The organism is Neisseria sp. HMSC31F04, from assembly GCF_001807735.1.
In the GTDB taxonomy this organism is placed as follows: Bacteria; Pseudomonadota; Gammaproteobacteria; order Burkholderiales; family Neisseriaceae; genus Neisseria; species Neisseria elongata.
The window spans coordinates 106,993-127,497 of sequence record NZ_KV790786.1 but is presented as its reverse complement, the minus strand read 5'-3'; the positions used below and the strand labels follow the sequence as shown (position 1 = coordinate 127,497).

The following is a 20,505-nucleotide window of genomic DNA, read 5'->3' as shown; positions in this document are numbered from 1 at the left end:
CTGCTGGGGAAAAGAAATTTTGCAAAGGTCTCAGAGGGTTTCTGCCGCTTCATGCAGAGCCGCCCGTTAGAAAGCGGCATAGAAAACGAACTCTATGCGCTGGTATTATTCCGCCTGCAACGATACGGCGAACTGCGCCGTTTCCTGGCCGACCGTCCCGATTTCCATCAATTCGCCAACGACACCAACCTGTTTGTCGCTTTGCAACAAATGTTGGATGAGCAACCGTAGCCCAACACGGCCAATCCGGCATTCTCCTGCTCAAATCGCTCGGTTTAACCCATTTGCTTCCGGCCATAAAAAGGCTACCTGAAATTTCAGCTTCGCAGCAACGCGCAGAGCTCGTTTTAAATGCGTTGAAGCTTATACTTTCAAGTAGCCTTTTCGTATCTTCTGCCAAACGCCACTCTAGCGCGGATGGCGCATGATGATGCTCAGGATACTTTCGTCTAGTTCTTTATCCGGCATATTCAAGCCCACCGGCTTCACTTTGCCGTTGAAATGGCCATAGCTGCCCAAGAGCGGCTGATCGAAATAGCAGCCATTTTTGGTGATGTCGCAAGGCAGAGCGCAAACGCTGTGTTTAAACAGATCGCATTGCGCGCCGCCGCTGCTGCGGCAGTTTTGGATAGCGGCATAGTCGGCATGCTGGGCATCTAGGCTAACAGCGGGAAAATGGGTGAGTCGGCCGTTTTTCTGCCCCACCGACATACCGAAACACATATTGCTAAACCGCTGCCACACACCGCATTGCTTGCCGGAAGCGCGTTTGCATTGGCGCAGGGCATCCGCTTTCGCGGCTTCTTCGGTGGAGTGGGCGGCGGAGGGGTAGATAACTTCGGTGTTGTTTTCATTCATGGCAATGGCGCGCCACACACGGGGCTTGGCCGGCGTGTTGGCTTTATTGGCTGCGCTACCGGCAGCTCCCGCACTATCAGCAGCTTGCGGCGTGTTTTGCGGCTTGAGCTCTTCGCGGTATTCTTCGCAGCCGTATTCTTTCTCAACATTGCCAAAAGCGGTATCGCGCACTGAAAGGATGGTGCCGTCAGTGTTGGTTACCACGATGCGGTATTCGTAGCCGTTGTAATGGCGGTAGTTTTGGTAATACTGCACATTGCCGGATTGGCCTACATAGGCCTGACGGATTTCGTAGAGCTCGATGCGCCAGGCATAGAGGTTGCGCACTTCATTATTTTTCACGCAGTCGCGGCGTACGATATCGGGCATGCGGTGGGCGCGCTCGGCGATAAAATCGCTGATGTCTTTGCCGCGCCAGCGCAGGGTGTCGGTCGGGCGGATGGTGGTGGCGCAGCCGGCCAGCAGTAAAACAGCCGCCTAAGGCAGCAACCGTTTCAGGGAAAAAGGTTGGGGGAACACGATATTCTCCGTTTTCGTTTTAAATTGGATGTTTTAGCACCGAACCATGCGGCACGGCGCGCATCATACGGCAAGGTAGAACGAAACCATAGCAAAAATTAAATAAATTTGCCGAAAATTAAAACTTGCACCAAGCGGCGTGAGGCCGTCTGAAAACTTAGAAAACAGGTTTTCAGACGGCCTCATCGCATCAAAATGCGGCACAGCTTGAAGAAGGATTTTGCCTTGCGGCAGGCAACCGTTATAATCTGCCGTGTTTTTGTAAAGAAAGTGTCATCATGCAATATTTGAAACAAGCGGTGGCGGGGGCGCAGATTTTATTTGTCGCTTTCGGCGCAATGGTTCTGGTACCGTTGCTGACGGGCTTGAACCCCGCCATGGCGCTTTTGGGCGCGGGCATCGGTACGCTGCTGTTCCAACTGCTTACCGGCCGCAAAGTGCCGATTTTTTTGGGTTCTTCGTTTGCCTTTATCACACCGATTATTTACTCCATACAGGAATGGGGCATGGGCGGCACGATGTTCGGCCTGTTTGCGGCAGGCTTCATGTATTTCGTTTTTGCCGCACTGGTGAAATGGCGCGGTTTGGATGCGGTGCACAAGCTGCTGCCACCGGTGGTCATAGGGCCGGTGATTATGGTTATCGGCCTGTCGGTGGCCGCCGTGGCCGGGCAGATGGCGATGGGGCAGGCAGGCGGTGAGCAAAAATACGATTACGTGCAATCATTGATGCTGTCGGGCTTTACTTTTGCCGTTACCGTGGTGATTGCCGTATTCGGCAGCCGGATGATGAAGCTGGTGCCGATTTTAATCGGTGTAACATCGGGTTATCTGCTGGCCTGGATGCTGGGTATGGTGGATACGGCAAATGTCGCGGCAGCCAAATGGTTTGCCGCACCCGAATTCCACAAGCCGGAAATCAACTGGCAGGCGGCGTTGTTTATGCTGCCGGTGGCAATTGCGCCCGCAATCGAGCATATCGGCGGCGTATTGGCCGTGGGCAAGGTAACGGGCGAAGACTACGCGGCCGACCCAGGCCTGCAGAGGACGCTGGCTGGCGACGGCTTGGGCGTATGCGTGGCGGGCTTAATCGGCGGGCCGCCGGTAACGACCTACGGCGAAGTTACCGGCGCGGTGATGCTGACGAAAAACAGCAATCCCGTCATCATGACTTGGGCTGCGGTATTCGCCATCTGCATGGCCTTTTTCGGCAAATTCAACGCCTTCCTCGGCTCGATTCCCCTGCCTGTGATGGGCGGCGTGATGATTCTGCTGTTTGGCACAATTGCCTCGCTCGGCCTGAAAACACTGATAGACGCACAAGTAGATTTGATGAAACCGAAAAACCTGGTGATTGTCAGCTCGGTTTTGACCACAGGCGTGGGCGGGATGCTGGTGAAGGTCGGCAACGTCAGCTTTGCGGGCGTGGGTCTGTGCGCGATTTTGGCCATTGTGCTGAATCTGGTACTGCCCGATGAAAAAGTAGTACGCTGAATCGCTTGAAACAGTATGAAGGCCGTCTGAAACGATTTTTCAGACGGCCTTTTTAGTTTTTCCCGTTTATATTACAGGTTCGGATTAACGATAATTTTCACGGCGGATTCGTTGTTGTGAATCAAACGCTCGAAGCCTTCGGAAATCAGCTCGTCCAGCTTGATGCGCTGGGTGATGAAAGGTTCGAGGTTGATTTTGCCCTCCTCCACCAATTTGATGGTTTCGGCGTGGTCGTTGCAGTAGGCGATGGTGCCGCGCACGTCCAGCTCTTTCATCACGACGCTGTGGACGTTGATGGTAGCGGGGTGGCTCCAGATGGAGACAATAACCAAATTGGCCGTGGGCTTGCACGCTTCAACCAAAGTATCCAGAACTTTGTTCACGCTGGTGCATTCGAATGCGACATCCACGCCTTCGCCGTTGGTCAGTTTTTTCACTTCTTCGACGACATCGACTTCGGACGGGTCGAGGATGTAGTCGGCAACGCCGGATTCGCGGGCTTTGTCTTTGCGCGCTTTGCTCAATTCGGTGATGATGACTTTGATGCCTTTGGCTTTCAACACGGCGGCAAGCAGCAAACCGATCGGGCCTGCGCCGCCGACCAATGCCACGTCGCCTTCTTTCGCGCCGCTGCGGACGTAGGCGTGATGGCCGACGGACAGAGGTTCAATCAAAGCGGCTTGGTCTAATGGGATTTTATCGGAAATCGGATGCACCCAGCGGCGTTTGACGGCGATTTTTTCAGACAAGCCGCCGCCGCAACCGCCCAAGCCGATGAAGTTCATGTCTTTGGAGAGGTGGTAGTTGCTGCCTAGGCCGGTCGGCACGTCATCGCGCACGATGTAAGGTTCGACCACAACGTGTTGGCCGACTTTAATATCGTCCACGCCTTCGCCGACGGCATAAACCACGCCAGAGAACTCGTGTCCCATCGTTACGGGCGCGGACTCACCGGAAATCGGATGCGGATGGCCGCAGGGCGGAATGAAAATCGGACCTTCCATAAATTCGTGCAGGTCGGTACCGCAGATGCCGCACCAGGCGACGTTGATGCCAACGGTGCCGGGGGCGACGGTCGGTTCGGGGATGTCTTCGATGCGGATGTCGCCTTTATCGTAAAAACGTGCTGCTTTCATACTGAACTCCTTAATTCGAGGGGAAGGGATATGGGGACATGCTTTCGTGAATGCTTTAGAAATATAACGTCCCCATGAGAATTCTACTCTTCCTGAGTATATCACACATCCAAATTGCCGCTACAAAACGGCTCTATCTGACCCACATCAAAAGTCTCTGCACAGGCAGGTGCCTCAAGGTTCTGCCAACAGGCGCAATACATCTTCCCTCCACTCTTTGGGAACATCTGGCAGATACCGCCGCAACACATCTAAAGGGCAATCGCAATAATCACTTAGCAACTGCATGATATCCGCCCTAACTTCCGACGAGGGTTCGGTTAGAAAACATTGCTGTAATAAAATAAAAATCCCATCCGAATCAGGATGCAGGCAGCCGTAATAAGGATCGAGGTAATAATCCAGACAAAACAACAAAGAACGCTTACTTTCTTCGCTGCCTTCCAGCAAAACGGCTGCCACCGCCGAGATGCCGCCTGCCACAATATCCCTCTGTTCTTGGCCGTAAACGATGAAATCCTTTTTCATGGCATGATACTTTCCGTCTTCCTTTAATTTCCGTTTCAGATGTAAGCCATCAACGGGTATCGCAAAAAATCCGTTTGCCCAGCATATAACGGTACGGCGGCGGATTCATGACGCTATCCTGCCTCTTTCAACAATAAAGGCCGTCTGAAAACCGAAAAAATGTTTTCAGACGGCCTTTTCTTTATGGCTCAATCAGGCATCAGTCGCCCATCGCCATCAGGCTGGCGTTACCGCCTGCGGCCGTGGTGTTGATGCTGCAAGAGATTTCTTCAAACACCTGCAGGACGTCCAAACCGTTTTCAGACGGCAGGATGCGGATCAGCGCGCCGCCGCTTTCGGCCAGTGCCTGTTTGAGTTCGGCAGGCAGCGGTTCGAGTGCGGCAACATGGCTGATGGCCGAAGATGCAGGTGTGGCGGACACTTCCAGCAAGCCGTCCAATTGGCCGGAGTAAGCGGCCAACGGGTGTTGGTCGGACACGACGGCGGTGATACCGGATGCGGCCAGTTGCGCCAGCGCATCAAACGATGCGGCCAGGCCGCCGCCGTACAGCCAAACGCGTTTCGGTGCGCGCCAGCTTGCGGCGTTGCGTTCGCCGGTCGGGCCGGGCAAAACGGCTTCGGCGTTGCGCAGGGTACGGAAACGCGCCTGTCCCAATGCGGCGGCGGCATCAAGTTTTTCCTGCTGATTCAGCGACAGTTCGTGCAGGACGGCCTCGAGCCGTTTCAGGGCGGCTTCGTCCGCTTCGCCGATTTTGGTCAGTTCGGGCGCAATCCAGCCGTTCAGACGGCATAAGCGTTGCAGGTAGAAGGGGCCGCCCGCTTTGGGGCCGGTGCCGGACAGGCCGTGGCCGCCGAACGGCTGTACGCCCACAACCGCGCCGACAATGTTGCGGTTCACATATACGTTGCCCGCTTCGATGCGGTTGCAGATGTGGTTTACGGTTTCATCGATACGGCTGTGGATACCGTGGGTCAGGGCGTAGCCTTTGCCGTTGATTTGGTCGAGCAGGCTGTCGAGTTCGCCGGCACGGTAACGGACGACGTGCAGCACGGGGCCGAACACTTCGCGTTTCAGTTCGGACAAGTCGTTCAGTTCGAACAAAATCGGGCGGACAAAGGTGGCGTTTTGCGGATCGACGTCGGCAGCCAGTTTGACTTCATGGAAGGACTTGGCGGCAGATTTCATTTTTTCGATGTGCGCGAGCAGGTTTTGCTGCGCTTCGGCATCGATGACGGGGCCTACGTCGGTGGTGAGCTGCACGGGTTTACCGACGACCAATTCGTCCATCGCGCCTTTGATGATGGCGATCATCTTGTCGGCGACATCTTCTTGAACGCACAGGATGCGCAAGGCGGAACAGCGTTGTCCCGCGCTGTCGAAGGCGGAGTTGAGCACGTCCAGGCAAACTTGTTCGGGCAACGCGGTGCTGTCCACTATCATGGCGTTTTGGCCGCCGGTTTCGGCAATCAGTACAGGATTGTCGCTGCGTTTGGCCAGGGTTTGGTTGATCAGGCGTGCAACTTCGGTCGAACCAGTGAAAATCACGCCGCCGATACGCTCGTCTTGCGTGAGTGCCGCGCCGACGTCGCCTGCACCCAAAACGAGTTGCAAGGCTTCGGCGGGAATGCCGGCTTCATGCATGAGTTTGACGGCATAATGGGCAATCAGGCCGGTTTGTTCGGCCGGTTTGGCCACGACGGTATTGCCTGCGGCCAGCGCGGCCACGACTTCGCCGGTAAAGATGGCCAACGGGAAGTTCCACGGGCTGATGGCGACGATTGTGCCGACGCTGCGGCTGTCCGCCGGCAGGGTTTGCTCGGCCTGATCGGCGTAGTAGCGGCAGAAATCGACGGCTTCGCGCACTTCGGCGATGGCATTGTTCAGGGTTTTGCCCGCTTCGCGTACGGCCAGCATCATCAGTTGCGGCATGTGTTCTTCAAGCAGGTCGGCAAAACGGCGCAGGGCGGCGGCGCGCTCGGCGGCCGGTGTCGCCTGCCAAGAGGTTTGGGCGGCCACGGCAGTGGCGACGGCTTCCTGTGCCAAGGCGGCATCGGCAAAGCTGACCGTACCTACAACATCGTTGTGGTCGGCCGGATTTTTCACCGGCTGTTCATCCTGTGCCGTGCGTGCTTCGCCATTGATGATGGATGCGGCGCGGTAGGATTGCGCGGCCGATTCGTTGAGTTTTTCTTGCAGTTGTTGCAGAACGTTTTCGTTGCTCAGGTCGATGCCTTTGGAATTCAGACGGCCTTCACCGTATAAGTTGCGCGGCAGCGGCAATGCGGGATGCAGGTGTATGCCCTGTTCGGCGATGGTTTCGAACGGGCTGCGGATGAGCGTGTCGATACTGATGTTTTCATCGACAATCTGATTGACGAACGAAGTGTTCGCGCCGTTTTCCAACAGGCGGCGCACCAGATAGGCGAGCAGGGTTTCGTGCGTGCCGACAGGGGCGTACACGCGCACGCGGCGGCCGAGGTTTTGCGGGCCGACCACTTGGTCGTACAGCGTTTCGCCCATACCGTGCAGGCATTGGTGTTCGAAGTTTTTGCCTTTGCCCATTTGGTAAATCGCAGCCAGCGTGTAGGCGTTGTGGGTGGCGAATTGCGGGAACACGGCATCTTGCGCGTCCAGAAGTTTGCGCGCACAGGCCAGATAGGAAATATCGGTGTGGACTTTGCGGGTATAGAGCGGGTAGCCGTCCATGCCGTCCACTTGCGCCCATTTGATTTCGCTGTCCCAATACGCGCCTTTGACCAGCCTAATCATCAGCTTCTGATTATTGCGGCGGGCAAGGTCAATTAAATAATCGATAACGAAGGGGCAACGTTTCTGATAGGCCTGAACCACGAAGCCGATGCCGTTGTATCCGGCCAAATCGGGATCGGAAACCAATGCCTCCATCAGGTCGAGCGAAAGTTCCAAGCGGTTGGCTTCTTCGGCGTCGATGTTGATACCTATATTGTATTGTTTGCCCAGCAGGAAGAGTTCTTTCAGGCGCGGCAGCAGTTCGCTCATCACACGGCCGTGTTGGGCGCGCGAATAACGCGGGTGGATGGCGGAAAGTTTGACGGAAATGCCGTTGCCTTCATATATGCCTTTTCCGGCCGCGTCCTTGCCGATGGCGTGGATGGCCTGAACGTAGTCGTTGTAATAGCGGTCGGCATCTTCTTGGGTAAAGGCTGCTTCGCCCAGCATGTCGAAAGAATAAAGATAGCCCATTTTTTCGCGCTCTTTGCCGTTTTGCAGGGCTTCTTCGATGGTTTGCCCGGTAACGAACTGCTTACCCAGCAGGCGCATGGCGTAATTCACGCCTTGGCGGATAAGCGGTGCGCCGCCTTTGCCCAGCAGGCGGGTCAAGGCCGCGCCCAAAGTGTCGTCATTGTTCGGAGTAGTAAGTTTGCCGGTAATCAGCAAGCCCCACGCGGCGGCATTGACGAACAGCGACGGACTGTTGTTCAAGTGGCTGCGCCAGTTGCCTTCGGACAGTTTGTCTTGAATAAGTTTGTTGCGGGTTTCGGCATCGGGAATACGCAGCAGGGCTTCGGCCAGACACATCAGTGCCACACCCTCTTCGCTCGACAGGGAAAATTCGTGCATCAGCGCATCCACGCCGCTGGCTTTGGTGCGGTTGGCACGCACTTGGGTAACGAGGCGGCGCGCCAGTTCGTCGGCGTTTTTACGTTCTTCGTCGCTCATTTGGGCGCGTTGCAGCATATCCTGCACGGCCTCGATTTCGTCGCGGCGGTAGGCATCGGTAACGGCTTGGCGCAATGGGGTTTGGTTGGGAAAGGCAAAATCGAACATTTCAGGTTCTCCAAAAGGTTTCGGTAGCGTTTTCAGACAGCCTTTCCTACACAGCGGAAGGCCGTCTGAAATTTATAACATCGTAATAAATTTAACGGTTAGAAACAAGGGGCTTACTTTGAGTTATGACAATATTCCTGTCATAAAATGTTTCAGACGGCCTGCAGATACAGGCCGTCTGAAAAGGGACTACTTCGCCGCACGGTGATCGGCATCGGCTTTTTCAAAACGTTCTTGGATTTCACGAGACGGCTCTTTGCCGATAAGTGAAACAACAATAGCGACAATCAAGCAGGCGATAAAACCGGGGACGATTTCATACATGGTTAAAAGACCGGTTTCATGTGCTGCCAAAGCAGGTTTTTTAACCCACTCGGCCCATGCCACCACAGTCAGCGCACCGGCAATCATGCCGGACAGCGCGCCGTATGCCGTGATACGTTTCCACAATACCGACAAAATCACCACCGGACCGAACGCCGCACCAAAGCCTGCCCACGCATAAGACACCAAACCCAACACTTTGCTGTTCGGATCGGAAGCAATCAGAATCGAGATAATAGCAATCGCCAACACCATCAGACGACCAATCCACACCAATTCTGACTGCGGCGCGTTTTTGCGCAAAAAGCCTTTGTAAAAGTCTTCTGTAATCGCGCTGGAGCATACCAGCAACTGACAAGACAAAGTGGACATCACGGCAGCCAAAATCGCACTCAAAATAATGCCGGCAATCCAAGGGTTGAACAACAGGGTAGACAAGGCGATGAAGATGCGTTCGTGGTTGCCGTGCATTTCATTGACATGCTCCGGATGCGCACCAAAATAAGCGATGCCGAAATAGCCTACAGCCACCGCACCTGCCAAACACAAAATCATCCAAGTCATACCGATACGGCGTGCGGACACCAGCGATTTCGCGCTTTCAGCCGCCATAAAGCGCGCCAAAATGTGCGGTTGGCCGAAATAGCCCAAGCCCCATGCGGCAGTGGAAATAATGCCGATAACGGTTGTCCCCGCAAACAGACTGCCGTATTCCTTGCCTGTTCCTGCGGCAACGCTCTGAATCGCGGCAGACATCTGATCCGCACCGCCCAAGCCCAAATACACCATTACCGGCGTCAAAATCAGCGCAAAAATCATCAAAGAAGCTTGTAGCGTATCCGTCCAGCTGACCGCTAAGAAACCGCCCAAGAAAGTATAGGCAATGGTCGCACCCGCACCCAGCCACATGGCTTGGGTGTAAGTCATGCCTTCAAACAGGCTTTGGAACAGAGTTGCGCCGGCCACAATGCCGGAAGCACAATAAATTGTGAAGAAAAACAATATAATAATTGCAGAAACCACCTTCATCAAATGGCCGCCTGCACCAAAACGGTGGAAGAAATAATCCGGCAACGTCAGCGCATTGTTGGCATACTCGGTATGCACGCGCAAACGGCCCGCCACCAAAAGCCAGTTGAAATAGGCACCGATAACCAAACCGATGGCAATCCAAGCCTCATTCAAACCGCTTAAATAAATCGCGCCGGGCAAGCCCATCAAGAGCCAGCCCGACATATCGGACGCACCGGCAGACATGGCCGTTACAAACGGGCCCAAGCTGCGGCCGCCCAAAATATAGTCGTCGAAATTTCGGGTTGAGAAATACGCGGCCAAGCCGATCAGCAAAACCGCCACCAGATAAATGGCGAAGGTGATATACATGGGGTTCATAAGTTCTACTCTTTCTTTAAGGTTTTTCTTTTAACATCGTCTTATTTGACGGGCAGCTGCCCATCGGTATTGCGACAGGCCGTTTATACTTTACACCGCCATTTTTTGTCAATCTTTGCAAAGTAGGACTTGATTTATGCTAAATTAAATTGAGCAAAAGTAAATTTGAAGGATTCAAACCGGCATTGTTTGAAACAACGTAAAGGCCGTCTGAATTTAAACCATGAAAAATTCAGACGGCCTTTGCAGCAGAAAAGTAAATGAAAAAAGCAGCCTTTAAAAGGCTGCTTTTAAATTTGGTGCCGGCGGCAGGATTCGAACTCGCGACCCCCTGATTACAAGTCAGGTGCTCTACCAACTGAGCTACACCGGCTGAAAGAAGCGGGCATTATGCGACGTTTCGAAAAAATTGGCAAGCCATTTTCTCCAATTTAAGCATAAAAATAAATCATCACACTGTTTTTTATAGATATATTTATCATCCGTACATATTACGCCTTCAATATAAGGAAGCAAAACGGTTATTGGGGAAAGCGTATCCGAGCAAAGAATCTGCAGTTATCACTGCCAAACAGGTTCAGTTCCTTGTCATTTTTTAACAAATTTCCCGATAAAACAAGGCGTCTTTGAGTTGCCCACAAAATCTGTGGATAACTTTGTGGATACAGTGTGGGCGACAAGGGCTTTTGCTGTTGAATCATTACCTGCCCTTAATTTGCTTAAAAAATAAGCAATATATATTTTTATTTATATACAATGCTTTATGCTATTTTTTACCTTGTCAAGTATGATAAATGAAATTTCCTTACGATATCGGCAATTATTTTTGTCAATGTGGATAAATGGCATTTTATTGCTGTTTCACGCTTGACAAAACGGTAAATCGGCGTAAAACCGCGCCGCTGTCCGCTTGAATATAAAGATCCGCACAATGCCTCATTCTGATACTCTTTGCTGTCATTTATTTTGCACCGTTATCGACAACTTCGGCGACATCGGCGTCAGCTGGCGCTTGTCGCGCATTTTACATAACGAATTGGGTTGGCAGGTAACGTTGTGGCTCGACGATGAAACTGCTTTGCGTACTTTATGCCCGGACCTGCCCGCCCTTCCCTGCCGTTATTCGGGTATAGATCTGAAAGTTTGGCGGGAAGGGGAAGAATGGCCGCAATGGCCTTACCGTGCCGACATAGTCATCGAAACTTTCGGCTGCCGCCTTCCTGATGCCGTGAAAAAAAATATACGCGATCAAAACGCCTTATGGCTGAACTGGGAATACCTGAGTGCGGAGGATTGGGCTGTGGCCATGCACGGCAAACCGTCCCCGCAAACCGACGGAACGGCGAAATATTTCTGGCTGATGGGTTTTGACGAACGCAGCGGCGGTCTACTCCGCGAAAAAAACTATGCCGAACTGATTGATTTTGACACCGATGTCTTCAGAAAACGACTGGGGCTGCCGTTCAAAAATGCACCGGAATGGCTGCTGTTCGGCTACCGAAGCCCGATATGGGCGGATTGGCTGAGAATGTGGCAGGACGCAGGCGAGCCGATAACCCTGCTGTTGGCGGGAGGACAGATTATCGACAGCCTGAAACAGGCCTCCGCCATTCCTTCGGACTGTTTGACGAGCGACGGCGACAGCATGCAAACCGGCCCTGTCCGGATGGTTCGGATACCGTTTGTCCCTCAGGATGAGTTTGACCGCCTACTGCATTTTTCAGACGGCCTGATTGTACGCGGCGAGGATAGCTTCGTCCGTGCCCAACTAACAGGCAAACCGTTTTTCTGGCACATCTATCCGCAGGACGAAATAGCGCATTTGGACAAATTGTCGGCATTTTGGCGGCAGATATATCCCCTATTCCCATCCGAATTGGCAACAGCCCATCGCGCGCTGTCCGAAGAATTGAACGGCAAAGGCCGTCTGAACCCGCATCAGCGGCTGCAATACTGGCAAACACTGTGCCACGGGCACAGCCGATGGGCGGCTGTGGCGGAAAGCTGGCGGGACGGCCTGTTCAGGCAACAAACGGCAACGGAAAAACTAGCCAACTTTATCAAACACCGCTAAAATGGCGCGCTTTGATTTTTAAACCTTTCAGAATTGGAACAGCAACATGAAAACCGCACAAGAACTGCGCGCAGGCAACGTATTCATGGTCGGCAACGACCCGATGGTGGTACAGAAAACCGAATACATCAAAGGCGGCCGCTCTTCCGCCAAAGTCAGCATGAAACTGAAAAACCTGCTGACCGGCGCGGCTTCCGAAAACATCTATAAAGCCGACGACAAATTCGACGTCGTCATCCTGGCCCGCAAAAACTGTACTTACAGCTATTTTGCCGACCCGATGTACGTCTTCATGGACGAAGAATTCAACCAATACGAAATCGAAGCCGACAACATCGGCGACGCGCTGAAATTCATCGTCGAAGGCATGGAAGACGTATGCGAAGTAACCTTCTACGAAGGCAACCCAATTTCCGTGGAACTGCCCACCATCATCGTGCGCGAAGTCGAATACACCGAACCTGCCGTTAAAGGCGACACTTCGGGCAAGGTGATGAAAAGCGCCCGTCTGGTCGGCGGCACCGAAATCCAAGTCATGTCCTACGTGGAAAACGGCGACAAAGTCGAAATCGACACTCGTACCGGCGAATTCCGCAAACGCGCATAACTTGGGCTAAATCCCATTCATCCGGAGGCCGTCTGAAAACATATTTCCCGTTTTCAGACGGCCTTTTCCTATCTGAGGACTCATACAAAAGCACAGCCTGCCTTGAAACGGCCGCAACCATATCGGCTTAACATATTTTCCAAATCAAACCGCAAAGCCGGTTTGTCGCGTTTTCAATATCATGACCACCCCATGCCTGAGGCCGTCTAAAAAAACGGGGCAGCGTTTCAGACGGCCTTTCTTACGCACAAACTGGGTAGCCGCTATAATCTCATCCTTTCCGCCAAGCCAACGCCGCTTTCAGACGGCCAAAGACATAGCGGCATCTCCGACCCACATTCGATACCGGGCGGTGATTCGAGGCAACACCGCCCTGTTACAACCCATCACAAGAAAGAAACTGCTATGATTACTCCGCAACAAGCCATCGAACGCCTGATTAGCAATAACGAATTGTTTTACGACGAAATGACCGATTTGATGCGTCAAATCATGAGCGGCCAAGTGCCGCCCGAACAGATTGCCGCCATCCTGACCGGCCTGAGGATTAAAGTCGAAACGGTTTCCGAAATCACTGCGGCCGCAGCCGTGATGCGCGAATTTGCCACCCCCGTTCCCGTAGCAGACAAAAACGGGCTGGTCGATATCGTCGGCACAGGCGGCGATGGTGCGAAAACCTTCAATATTTCCACCACGGCCATGTTCGTCGCCGCGGCTGCCGGTGCGAAAGTAGCCAAGCACGGCGGCCGTTCCGTTTCCTCATCCAGCGGCGCTGCCGACGTCGTCGAGCAAATGGGCGCGAAAACCGATTTGTCGCCCGAACAAGTAGCCCGAACCATTGAAGAAATCGGCATCGGTTTTATGTTCGCACCCAACCACCACAGTGCCATGCGCTACGTTGCCCCCGTGCGCCGTTCCCTCGGCTTCCGAAGTATTTTCAACATCTTGGGCCCCCTAACCAATCCGGCGGGTGCGCCCAACCAACTTTTAGGCGTGTTTCACAAAGATTTGTGCGGCATCCTCTCGCGCGTTCTGCAACAACTGGGTTCGCAACATGTTTTGGTTGTTTGCGGTTCGGACGGCCTGGATGAAATCACCCTCACAGGCGAAACTTATGTGGCCGAACTGAAAGACGGCACCATCCGCGAATACACCATTTCACCCGGACAGTTCGGTCTGCCGTTGCGGCGAAATTTAGATGAAATCAAGGTAGCCGACAGCCGGGAATCGCTGTCCATGATGAACGCCGTGCTGGCAGGTGAAGCAGGCGCGGCTCGGGATATCGTGCTGCTCAACGCCGCCGCCGCGCTATATGCCGGCAATGTCACCTCCTCCCTGACGGAAGGCATGGCTGCGGCGAGGGAGGCCATAGACAGCGGCCGCGCCAAAGCGAAACAGGAAGAATTCATCGCCGCTACTTTAAAAGGGTAAACGATACGGCGTTCTGTTTCGATACTTAATGTGTGGTTGGGATGAAATCCTGCGGCCGTATCGGATTGGCTCCCACCAAACTTGGTCTGTTATAGTTAGTTTGCATGGTCAATAAAAAAACGTACGTCCCGTCTCCCCCTGCCAAACCGTATTATTTTGATGCACACCCCATATCGGAATATGTTCGTCCGCTATCGGTAAATCAATAAGGAAAGGCCGTCTGAAAGATATGTTTCAGACGGCCTTCTTATATCAAACAGGTTATCCCTGGGAATTTCCGGTTTATTTGCTCATTGCTTTAAAAGCATCCGCGCGGGTGGCGATGACTTCGTCAATCAGGCCGTATTCTTTGGCGGCTTCGGAAGACATGAAATTGTCGCGGTCGGTATCCCGTTCGACTTTTTCCAAAGGCTGGCCGGTATGCTTGGCCAGCAATTCGTTCAGTTTCTGCTTGAGTTTAATCAGTTCGCGGGCATGAATCTCGATATCGGAAGCCTGTCCGCCCAAGCCGCCGCTAATCAGTGGCTGGTGAATCATGATGCGGCTGTTCGGCAGAGCGAATCGTTTGCCTTTCGCACCGGCAGACAGCAAGAATGCGCCCATGCTGGCAGCCTGGCCGAGGCACAGGGTGGATACGTCCGGCTTAATGAAATTCATGGTATCGAACACCGACATACCGGAGGTTACCGATCCTCCGGGCGAGTCGATGTAAAAGAAAATATCTTTATCGGGATTTTCGCTTTCCAAAAACAGCATTTGCGCCACAACCAGATTCGCCGTATGGTCGGTAACGGGGCCGACCAGGAAGATGATGCGTTCTTTCAACAGGCGTGAGTAAATATCGAAAGCCCTTTCACCGCGCCCGCTTTGTTCGATAACGGTAGGAATCAGGGTGTTGTTGGTAATTTCGGGAAACATCTCGGCTCCTTTTGTTTAAAAAGCACCAAAGCGCATCGGCAGCTTCGGTGCTTGTTTCGCTTTTCAGACGGCCTTAGGCTTGGTTGCCCATGACTTCGTCGAACGACAAAGCTTTTTCGGTTACTTTGGCTTTGCCCAGTACAAAGTCGGTTACATTGGCTTCAACAGCCAAGGAAGTCGGGCCTTGCAGGCGGCTGTTGTCTGCGTGATACCAATCGATGACTTCCTGCGGATCTTCGTAACTTTCGGCAAAGTCAGCGATAACTGCGTCGATTTGCTCTTTGCTCGGTTCCAATCCGTTGGCTTGTACGACTTCGGCCAGAATCAGACCCAACTTGACGCGGCGTTCGGCCTGTTCTTTAAACATATCGAGCGGCAAATCCAAATTTTTCGCATCGGCCATGCCTTGGTTGATGAAGTTCTGCTTCATTTCCGCAGCCAGTCGGGCGGCTTCTTCATTAATTAGGGCGTTCGGCACCTGCAATTCGCTCACGGCAAGCAGTGCTTCCATTGCAGCTTCTTTGTTTTGGCTGTCTACGCGGCGTTTTACTTCGCGTTCAACGTTTTTCTTCACTTCCGCGCGCATGGTTTCGATGTTGCCGTCGGCAATGCCCAAGGCTTTGGCGAAGACTTCGTCTACTTCCGGCAGCACCGGCTCGGCTACGTTGCGCACGGTAATGGTGAAGACGGCGGTTTTACCGGCAACTTCTTTGCCATGGTAGTCTTCGGGGAAGTTTACTTCAACGTCTTTGCTTTCGCCTTCTTTCAGGCCGTTCACGCCTGCTTCAAACTCGGGCAGCATTTGGCCTTGACCCAATACGAAGGCGTAGTTTTCGGCAGAACCGCCGGCAAAGGCTTCGCCGTCGATTTTGCCTGCGAAGTCGATGATGACGCGGTCGCCGTCTTTGGCCGCACGTTCGGTGTGGTTGAAGCGGGTGCGTTGCTGACGCAGGATGTCGATGGTTTTTTCAACTTCCGCATCGCCGACGGAGGCGGTCACTTTTTCAACTTCCTGACCGGACAAATCGCCGACTTTCACTTCGGGGAAGACTTCGAATACGCCGGAGAACAAGAAGTTTTCTTTGTCGTCTTGACCCTCAACGCCTTCCAAACGCGGCATACCGGCGATTTTCCAGCCTTCTGCAACGGCGGTGTCGAAGAATACTTTTTGTGCCAATTCGTTCATGACGTCGTTTTGGATGCTGGCGCCGTACATGGATTGAATCATCGACAAGGGGGCTTTGCCGGGGCGGAAGCCGTCGATGCGGGCTTTGCGCGCGGTTTGTTTCAAACGCTTGTCGCATTCTGCGTTGATGCTGCTCCAAGGCAGGGACAGCGTTACTTTGCGTTCCAGGTTTTCAAGTGTTTCTAGTGTTACGCTCATCGTAAACCCTTAATTTTTTCAGTTAGTCGGTGTGTATGGGCCAAAGCCCGTTCGATATGGAAGCCCCGTTCTGCGGGACGGAAAACAAAACGGCGAGTTTAGCATAATTTTGTTTTCTTGGCATGACGGCTTGCGTGTCGGCAGAATGCGCTCCCAAGATGCAAAAGGCCGTCTGAAAGAAGGTTAAAGGGATATTCCGGACAGGGCGGAATGTCATGTTTTCAGACGGCCTGCATCCTTATTCAAAATTCGGGTTCGGAGTCCGCACGCCATATTTGCAACCCGTATTGTTCGGAGGCGTGCTCGAAATCGGCCGCATCCTGTTGCGGGACGGCAATGAATGTGTAGTAGTCGCCGCCGGTTTGCACGCTGTAGAGGACGGCGCCGGCAGCCAGCAGAACGGGATAGGCGGCCAAGGCCAGTTGGTCGGGCAGCGCTTCTTCCATTTGCTCTTCGCTCCATGCCAGTTTGGCGTTGAAGCGGTCGGCGATGTCGGCAATAAAGTCGATAAAGCTTTCCCCGTCTTTCCAATCTACGGAAAACAGATGCTCGGTGTCATTCAAATTATTGTGCAGCAAAAAGAAGCTTTCAATGATGCTGCCGTAGTCCAATTCTTCCTCATCATCGGCGTTTTCTTCCAAGTTGGCAATGATGGCATCGACTTCCTCGGGTTTGTCGCGGTAGATAACGCCCAACCATTGCCTGAACAGTGCTTCGGCAGACTCGTCGTCTGCTTCTCGCGAATATCCGGACTCTTCCGGCAATACGGATGGCCCGGTATGCCCAAGCAGTGCGTCGGATTTGTCGGACGGCATAGCCTGACTGCCGTTTTTACGGAAAAACAGCAGTGCCAATAAGGGCGACAACAGCAACAGGATAACTATCCAAAAAAATTTCATGAGGTTTCCTTGTGGTTGGATGATGTTGAAATCGGTCGGGAGGCCGTCTGAAAAACAAGTTTTCATTTTTTTCCGCCACGTTTGAAAATCAGGCGTTTGTCTCCCGATAAAAACGGATAAACTCATCTTGATATTCGGCAACCGCCGAAACCGTCAACTTCCTATCATATAGCAGAATACCTTGTATGAAGGCAGTCAAACCGGAGTAAGCCGTTTTTTGTAAAAATGAAGTACCTGTGTCCCATTATGACCGCCCTACTGCGGCTGCCGCGCCGCGGTTGGCCAATGCATCCGCACGTTCGTTGTCCATATGCCCCGCATGACCTTTTACCCACCGCCAAACGATGTCGTGTTCGCCGCACAGGCGGTCGAGTTCGCGCCACAGGTCTTCGTTTTTGACCGGCTGTTTGGCGGCGGTTTTCCAGCCGTTTTTCTTCCAGCCGTGTATCCAGCTTTCCATGCCGTTTTTAACGTATTGCGAGTCGGTGTGGATTTCGATGCGGCTGCGGCGGTTCAGGGCCTTCAGGCCTTCGATGACGGCGGTCAGCTCCATGCGGTTGTTGGTGGTTTGGGCTTCGCCACCGAAGAGTTCTTTCTCGTGCCGGCCGTAGCGCAACAATGCGCCCCAGCCGCCTGCGCCGGGATTGCCTTTGCATGCGCCGTCGGTGTAGAGGTATACGGTTTTGTCGATGGTTTCTTGCATCATGTTTTTCGGGCTTTCAGACGGCCTTTTGTCTATTCGGCAACAGGTTCGACCGTATAACCCTGCCGCCGTAACTGCATAATCAGGCCGTTTTCGTCGGACAGGTGGGCGATGCCGACGGCAATCAGGTTTCGGCGTTTGGGCAGTTCGTTCAGAATTTTCGGCAGCCACGCGCGGTTGCGCGGCAGCAGTACGCTTTCTTCCAGCCAATTTTGCCAGAAAGCCGTGCTCTGCGGCGGCAATCCTTTGCCGTATTCGCTGCTGTCTGCGGAAAGGCGCATCAGTTCTTTCAGACGGCCTGAATGATACAGTGCGTATTGCCGTTCGATTTGGGCGGCGGTTTGTTCGGGATGGCGGTTATTCGCGGCGATGAGTTCGGCAATGCGCGCGGTCGGCAGGGTTTCATAAGGACGCGTGATGTCCTGATAACGCTCCAAACTGTCGGCGGGTATGCGGTATTGCTCGGCGGCACGGGCAAGCAGGCGGTCTATGCCTGAGGCCGTCTGAAAGCCCTGCGGCTTGACGGAAGCCTGCAGCATCAGCGCACCCCAAGGTGTCATATCGTCCAAACCGGCGGCTGATGCGGCGGTGGCGGGATAGGCACTCAGGCGTTTTTTCAAGGCGGCGACATTCTCCGAGCCGATAACGGACGACAATTTCCGCCCGCCGTTTTGAAAAGCGCGCCCGCGCATCGCGGCCACATCGCGGCTGTACGCGGCATCGGGCTTGGACGGCATGGCGACTTCGGTTATCAGCCGGTCGCTTTGCTACAGGATGCGGCGGATGTTGTCGGGCAAAATATCGCCGCTGCGGCCGACGTGGTGCGTTCCCAAAAGATAAGAATCGGGCTGGCCAGCCTTACTGATTTTCCACAAACGGCTGTCCATTGCCGGCGTATGCCAGTCGAAAGCTGCCGCCAATGCGGGGAACGACAAAAACAGCAGGCAGGCGGCATGGCGGATAAGGCGTTTGCACATTACGGCTGCTCCGGCAAAAGTTTGTTCGGATTCATCATATTGTGCGGGTCGAAAGCGGCCTTGACCGCCCGCATCAGGGCGATTTCGGCAGTGCTCCGCACGCGCGGCAGCCAATGGTTTTTCACTTGGCCTATACCGTGCTCGGCGGCAATCGTACCGTCGCAGGCCAGCACGTTTTCGTACACAATCTTATTGACTGCGTCTTCATAAACATAAACACCGTTGCCCGCAGTTTGCGGCAGGAAAGTGTTGTAATGCAGGCTGCCGTCGCCCAAATGACCGAATACCACGATGTCTATGCCCGCAAAAGCCGCCTGTAAGGCATGGCCGCAGTTGGCGACAAATTCACCCACCCGCGCAATCGGCATGGCGATGTCGTGTTTGATACTCGCGCCGAGACGGCGTTGGGCGGCAGAAATGTTTTCGCGCAACGTCCACATATCGCGCCGCCCGCTTTCCGACTGAGCCAAAATACTGTTGTCGAAACCATGCTCCGTCAAGGTTTCGGCCAACAGGTCGGCCAAATCGCCACGGGAAAGCGAGTCGGCCAATTCCAACAGAATGTGCCATGGCGCATCGGTCGGCGGCGTAATACCGCTGTATACGGACGACAGCTCCAAAGCAAAGCGGCTGATCAATTCAAAACTGCACAGACGTTCGGCAAAGCGTTCCCGAATCAGGGTTAGCAATTCTACCGCCTGCCCGATGCCGTTCACGCCCACCCAAGCCGTTTCGCGGCTTTTCGGCAGGGCAAACAGTTTCAGCGTGGCGGCGGTGATGATGCCCAGCGTGCCTTCGCTGCCGATAAACAGTTGGCGAAGGTCGTAGCCCGTGGTGTCCTTGTGCAGCGGATGCAGGTGCGAAACCAATTCGCCGTTCGGCAGCACCACTTCCAAACCCATCACCAAATCGCGCATCGTACCGTAACGCAACACGTTCAGCCCGCCCGCATTGCAGGCGATGTTGCCGCCGATTTGGCACGATCCTTCGCTGGCCAGGCTGAGCGGAAAAAACCGACCCGCACCTTCCGCCGCCTGTTGCACGTCATGCAGCACGCAGCCCGCTTCAATGGTAATCGCATTGTCAGCCGTACTGATACTGCGGATGCGGTTCAGACGGCTCAAATTCAGCAAAACGCCGCCGCGCGGCACAGCCGCGCCGCAGAGTCCGGTATTACCGCCCTGAGGGGTAACGGGGATGCGGTGCTCGAAACAAAAACGCATGATGGTTTGCACTGCCTCCACGCTTTGCGGCTGTAACACCAAATCAGCCGTTCCGGTATAGCGGCGGCGTTGGTCAGTCAGCAGGCCTGCAGGCTCGGACAGAATTTCCTGCGGCAGCAGCAGGGCGGAAAGTTGTTGGTAAATAGCAGACATAGCATTTAAATATTGGCAATGGAGCGCAGAATTATAATGGAAACAGACAGGCCGTCTGAAAAAGGTTTTCAGACGGCC

The 20,505-nt window shown here is 53.8% G+C and carries 16 protein-coding genes, 1 tRNA gene and 1 pseudogene; 5 read left to right on the top strand and 13 right to left on the bottom strand.

The annotated features are described in order from the left end of the window. Positions 1–231: pseudogene (locus tag HMPREF3107_RS03690) on the top strand (hypothetical protein); the annotation flags it as partial. A 177-nt stretch (positions 232–408) separates the two neighbouring features. Here the strand turns inward: HMPREF3107_RS03690 and HMPREF3107_RS03685 are convergent. After that, positions 409–1,227: a DUF4189 domain-containing protein gene (locus HMPREF3107_RS03685; protein WP_070453603.1), complete on the bottom strand. Its 819-nt coding sequence runs from the start codon at positions 1,225–1,227 to the stop codon at positions 409–411. Positions 1,228–1,655: 428 nt separating this feature from the next. Between HMPREF3107_RS03685 and HMPREF3107_RS03680 the strand changes: the two genes are divergently transcribed. Continuing rightward, positions 1,656–2,870, top strand: a complete 1,215-nt coding sequence (locus HMPREF3107_RS03680) for a uracil-xanthine permease family protein (protein WP_070453600.1) — start codon at positions 1,656–1,658, stop codon at positions 2,868–2,870. A gap of 71 nt (positions 2,871–2,941) precedes the next feature. Here HMPREF3107_RS03680 and HMPREF3107_RS03675 read toward each other — a convergent pair whose 3' ends face one another. From HMPREF3107_RS03675 to HMPREF3107_RS03655, 5 genes are all read right to left on the bottom strand, one after another. After that, complete coding sequence (locus HMPREF3107_RS03675; RefSeq protein ID WP_070453598.1) at positions 2,942–4,006, bottom strand: 2,3-butanediol dehydrogenase; 1,065 nt, start codon at positions 4,004–4,006, stop codon at positions 2,942–2,944. Positions 4,007–4,180: 174 nt separating this feature from the next. After that, positions 4,181–4,534, bottom strand: coding sequence for a hypothetical protein (locus tag HMPREF3107_RS03670; protein WP_070453595.1), 354 nt, complete (start codon positions 4,532–4,534; stop codon positions 4,181–4,183). 199 nt (positions 4,535–4,733) lie between these two features. Then, on the bottom strand, positions 4,734–8,342 hold the full coding sequence (gene putA, locus HMPREF3107_RS03665; RefSeq protein WP_070453592.1) for a bifunctional proline dehydrogenase/L-glutamate gamma-semialdehyde dehydrogenase PutA: 3,609 nt from the start codon (positions 8,340–8,342) through the stop codon (positions 4,734–4,736). 189 nt (positions 8,343–8,531) lie between these two features. Next, a complete protein-coding gene (gene putP, locus HMPREF3107_RS03660) occupies positions 8,532–10,058 on the bottom strand; it encodes a sodium/proline symporter PutP (protein ID WP_070453589.1) in 1,527 nt (508 codons plus the stop codon). A 297-nt stretch (positions 10,059–10,355) separates the two neighbouring features. Continuing rightward, a tRNA-Thr gene (locus HMPREF3107_RS03655) sits at positions 10,356–10,431 on the bottom strand. Between the two features lie 558 nt (positions 10,432–10,989). Between HMPREF3107_RS03655 and earP the strand changes: the two genes are divergently transcribed. The 3 genes from earP to trpD all read left to right on the top strand — a co-directional run bounded on the left by earP (position 10,990) and on the right by trpD (position 14,170). Continuing rightward, the gene (gene earP / locus HMPREF3107_RS03650) at positions 10,990–12,132 is read left to right on the top strand and encodes an elongation factor P maturation arginine rhamnosyltransferase EarP (RefSeq protein WP_070453587.1); all 1,143 of its coding nucleotides are present in this window, start codon (positions 10,990–10,992) and stop codon (positions 12,130–12,132) included. Positions 12,133–12,178: 46 nt separating this feature from the next. Beyond that, positions 12,179–12,739 (top strand): elongation factor P, encoded by a 561-nt coding sequence (gene efp, locus HMPREF3107_RS03645; RefSeq protein ID WP_070453585.1) that lies wholly within the window; start codon positions 12,179–12,181, stop codon positions 12,737–12,739. 405 nt (positions 12,740–13,144) lie between these two features. Further along, positions 13,145–14,170, top strand: a complete 1,026-nt coding sequence (trpD, locus tag HMPREF3107_RS03640) for an anthranilate phosphoribosyltransferase (protein ID WP_070453582.1) — start codon at positions 13,145–13,147, stop codon at positions 14,168–14,170. A 282-nt stretch (positions 14,171–14,452) separates the two neighbouring features. Here trpD and clpP read toward each other — a convergent pair whose 3' ends face one another. From clpP to HMPREF3107_RS03600, 7 genes are all read right to left on the bottom strand, one after another. Further along, entirely contained in the window at positions 14,453–15,088 is a 636-nt protein-coding gene (gene clpP, locus HMPREF3107_RS03635) for an ATP-dependent Clp endopeptidase proteolytic subunit ClpP (protein WP_070453579.1), read from the bottom strand. Between the two features lie 73 nt (positions 15,089–15,161). Further along, on the bottom strand, positions 15,162–16,472 hold the full coding sequence (tig, locus tag HMPREF3107_RS03630) for a trigger factor (protein ID WP_070453576.1): 1,311 nt from the start codon (positions 16,470–16,472) through the stop codon (positions 15,162–15,164). A 242-nt stretch (positions 16,473–16,714) separates the two neighbouring features. Then, positions 16,715–17,371 carry a DUF6630 family protein gene (locus HMPREF3107_RS03620; RefSeq protein ID WP_246828583.1) on the bottom strand — a complete coding sequence of 219 codons (657 nt, stop codon included), beginning with the start codon at positions 17,369–17,371 and terminating at the stop codon, positions 16,715–16,717. A gap of 244 nt (positions 17,372–17,615) precedes the next feature. Next, positions 17,616–18,062, bottom strand: coding sequence for a ribonuclease HI (gene rnhA, locus HMPREF3107_RS03615; protein WP_070453639.1), 447 nt, complete (start codon positions 18,060–18,062; stop codon positions 17,616–17,618). A 44-nt stretch (positions 18,063–18,106) separates the two neighbouring features. Further along, positions 18,107–18,829 carry a TraB/GumN family protein gene (locus HMPREF3107_RS03610; protein ID WP_305799401.1) on the bottom strand — a complete coding sequence of 241 codons (723 nt, stop codon included), beginning with the start codon at positions 18,827–18,829 and terminating at the stop codon, positions 18,107–18,109. Between the two features lie 12 nt (positions 18,830–18,841). Beyond that, complete coding sequence (locus tag HMPREF3107_RS03605; protein WP_070453568.1) at positions 18,842–19,051, bottom strand: hypothetical protein; 210 nt, start codon at positions 19,049–19,051, stop codon at positions 18,842–18,844. After that, entirely contained in the window at positions 19,051–20,427 is a 1,377-nt protein-coding gene (locus tag HMPREF3107_RS03600; protein WP_070453565.1) for an FAD-binding oxidoreductase, read from the bottom strand. The genes HMPREF3107_RS03605 and HMPREF3107_RS03600 overlap by 1 nt, the downstream gene beginning before the upstream one ends. Positions 20,428–20,505: the final 78 nt, after the last annotated feature.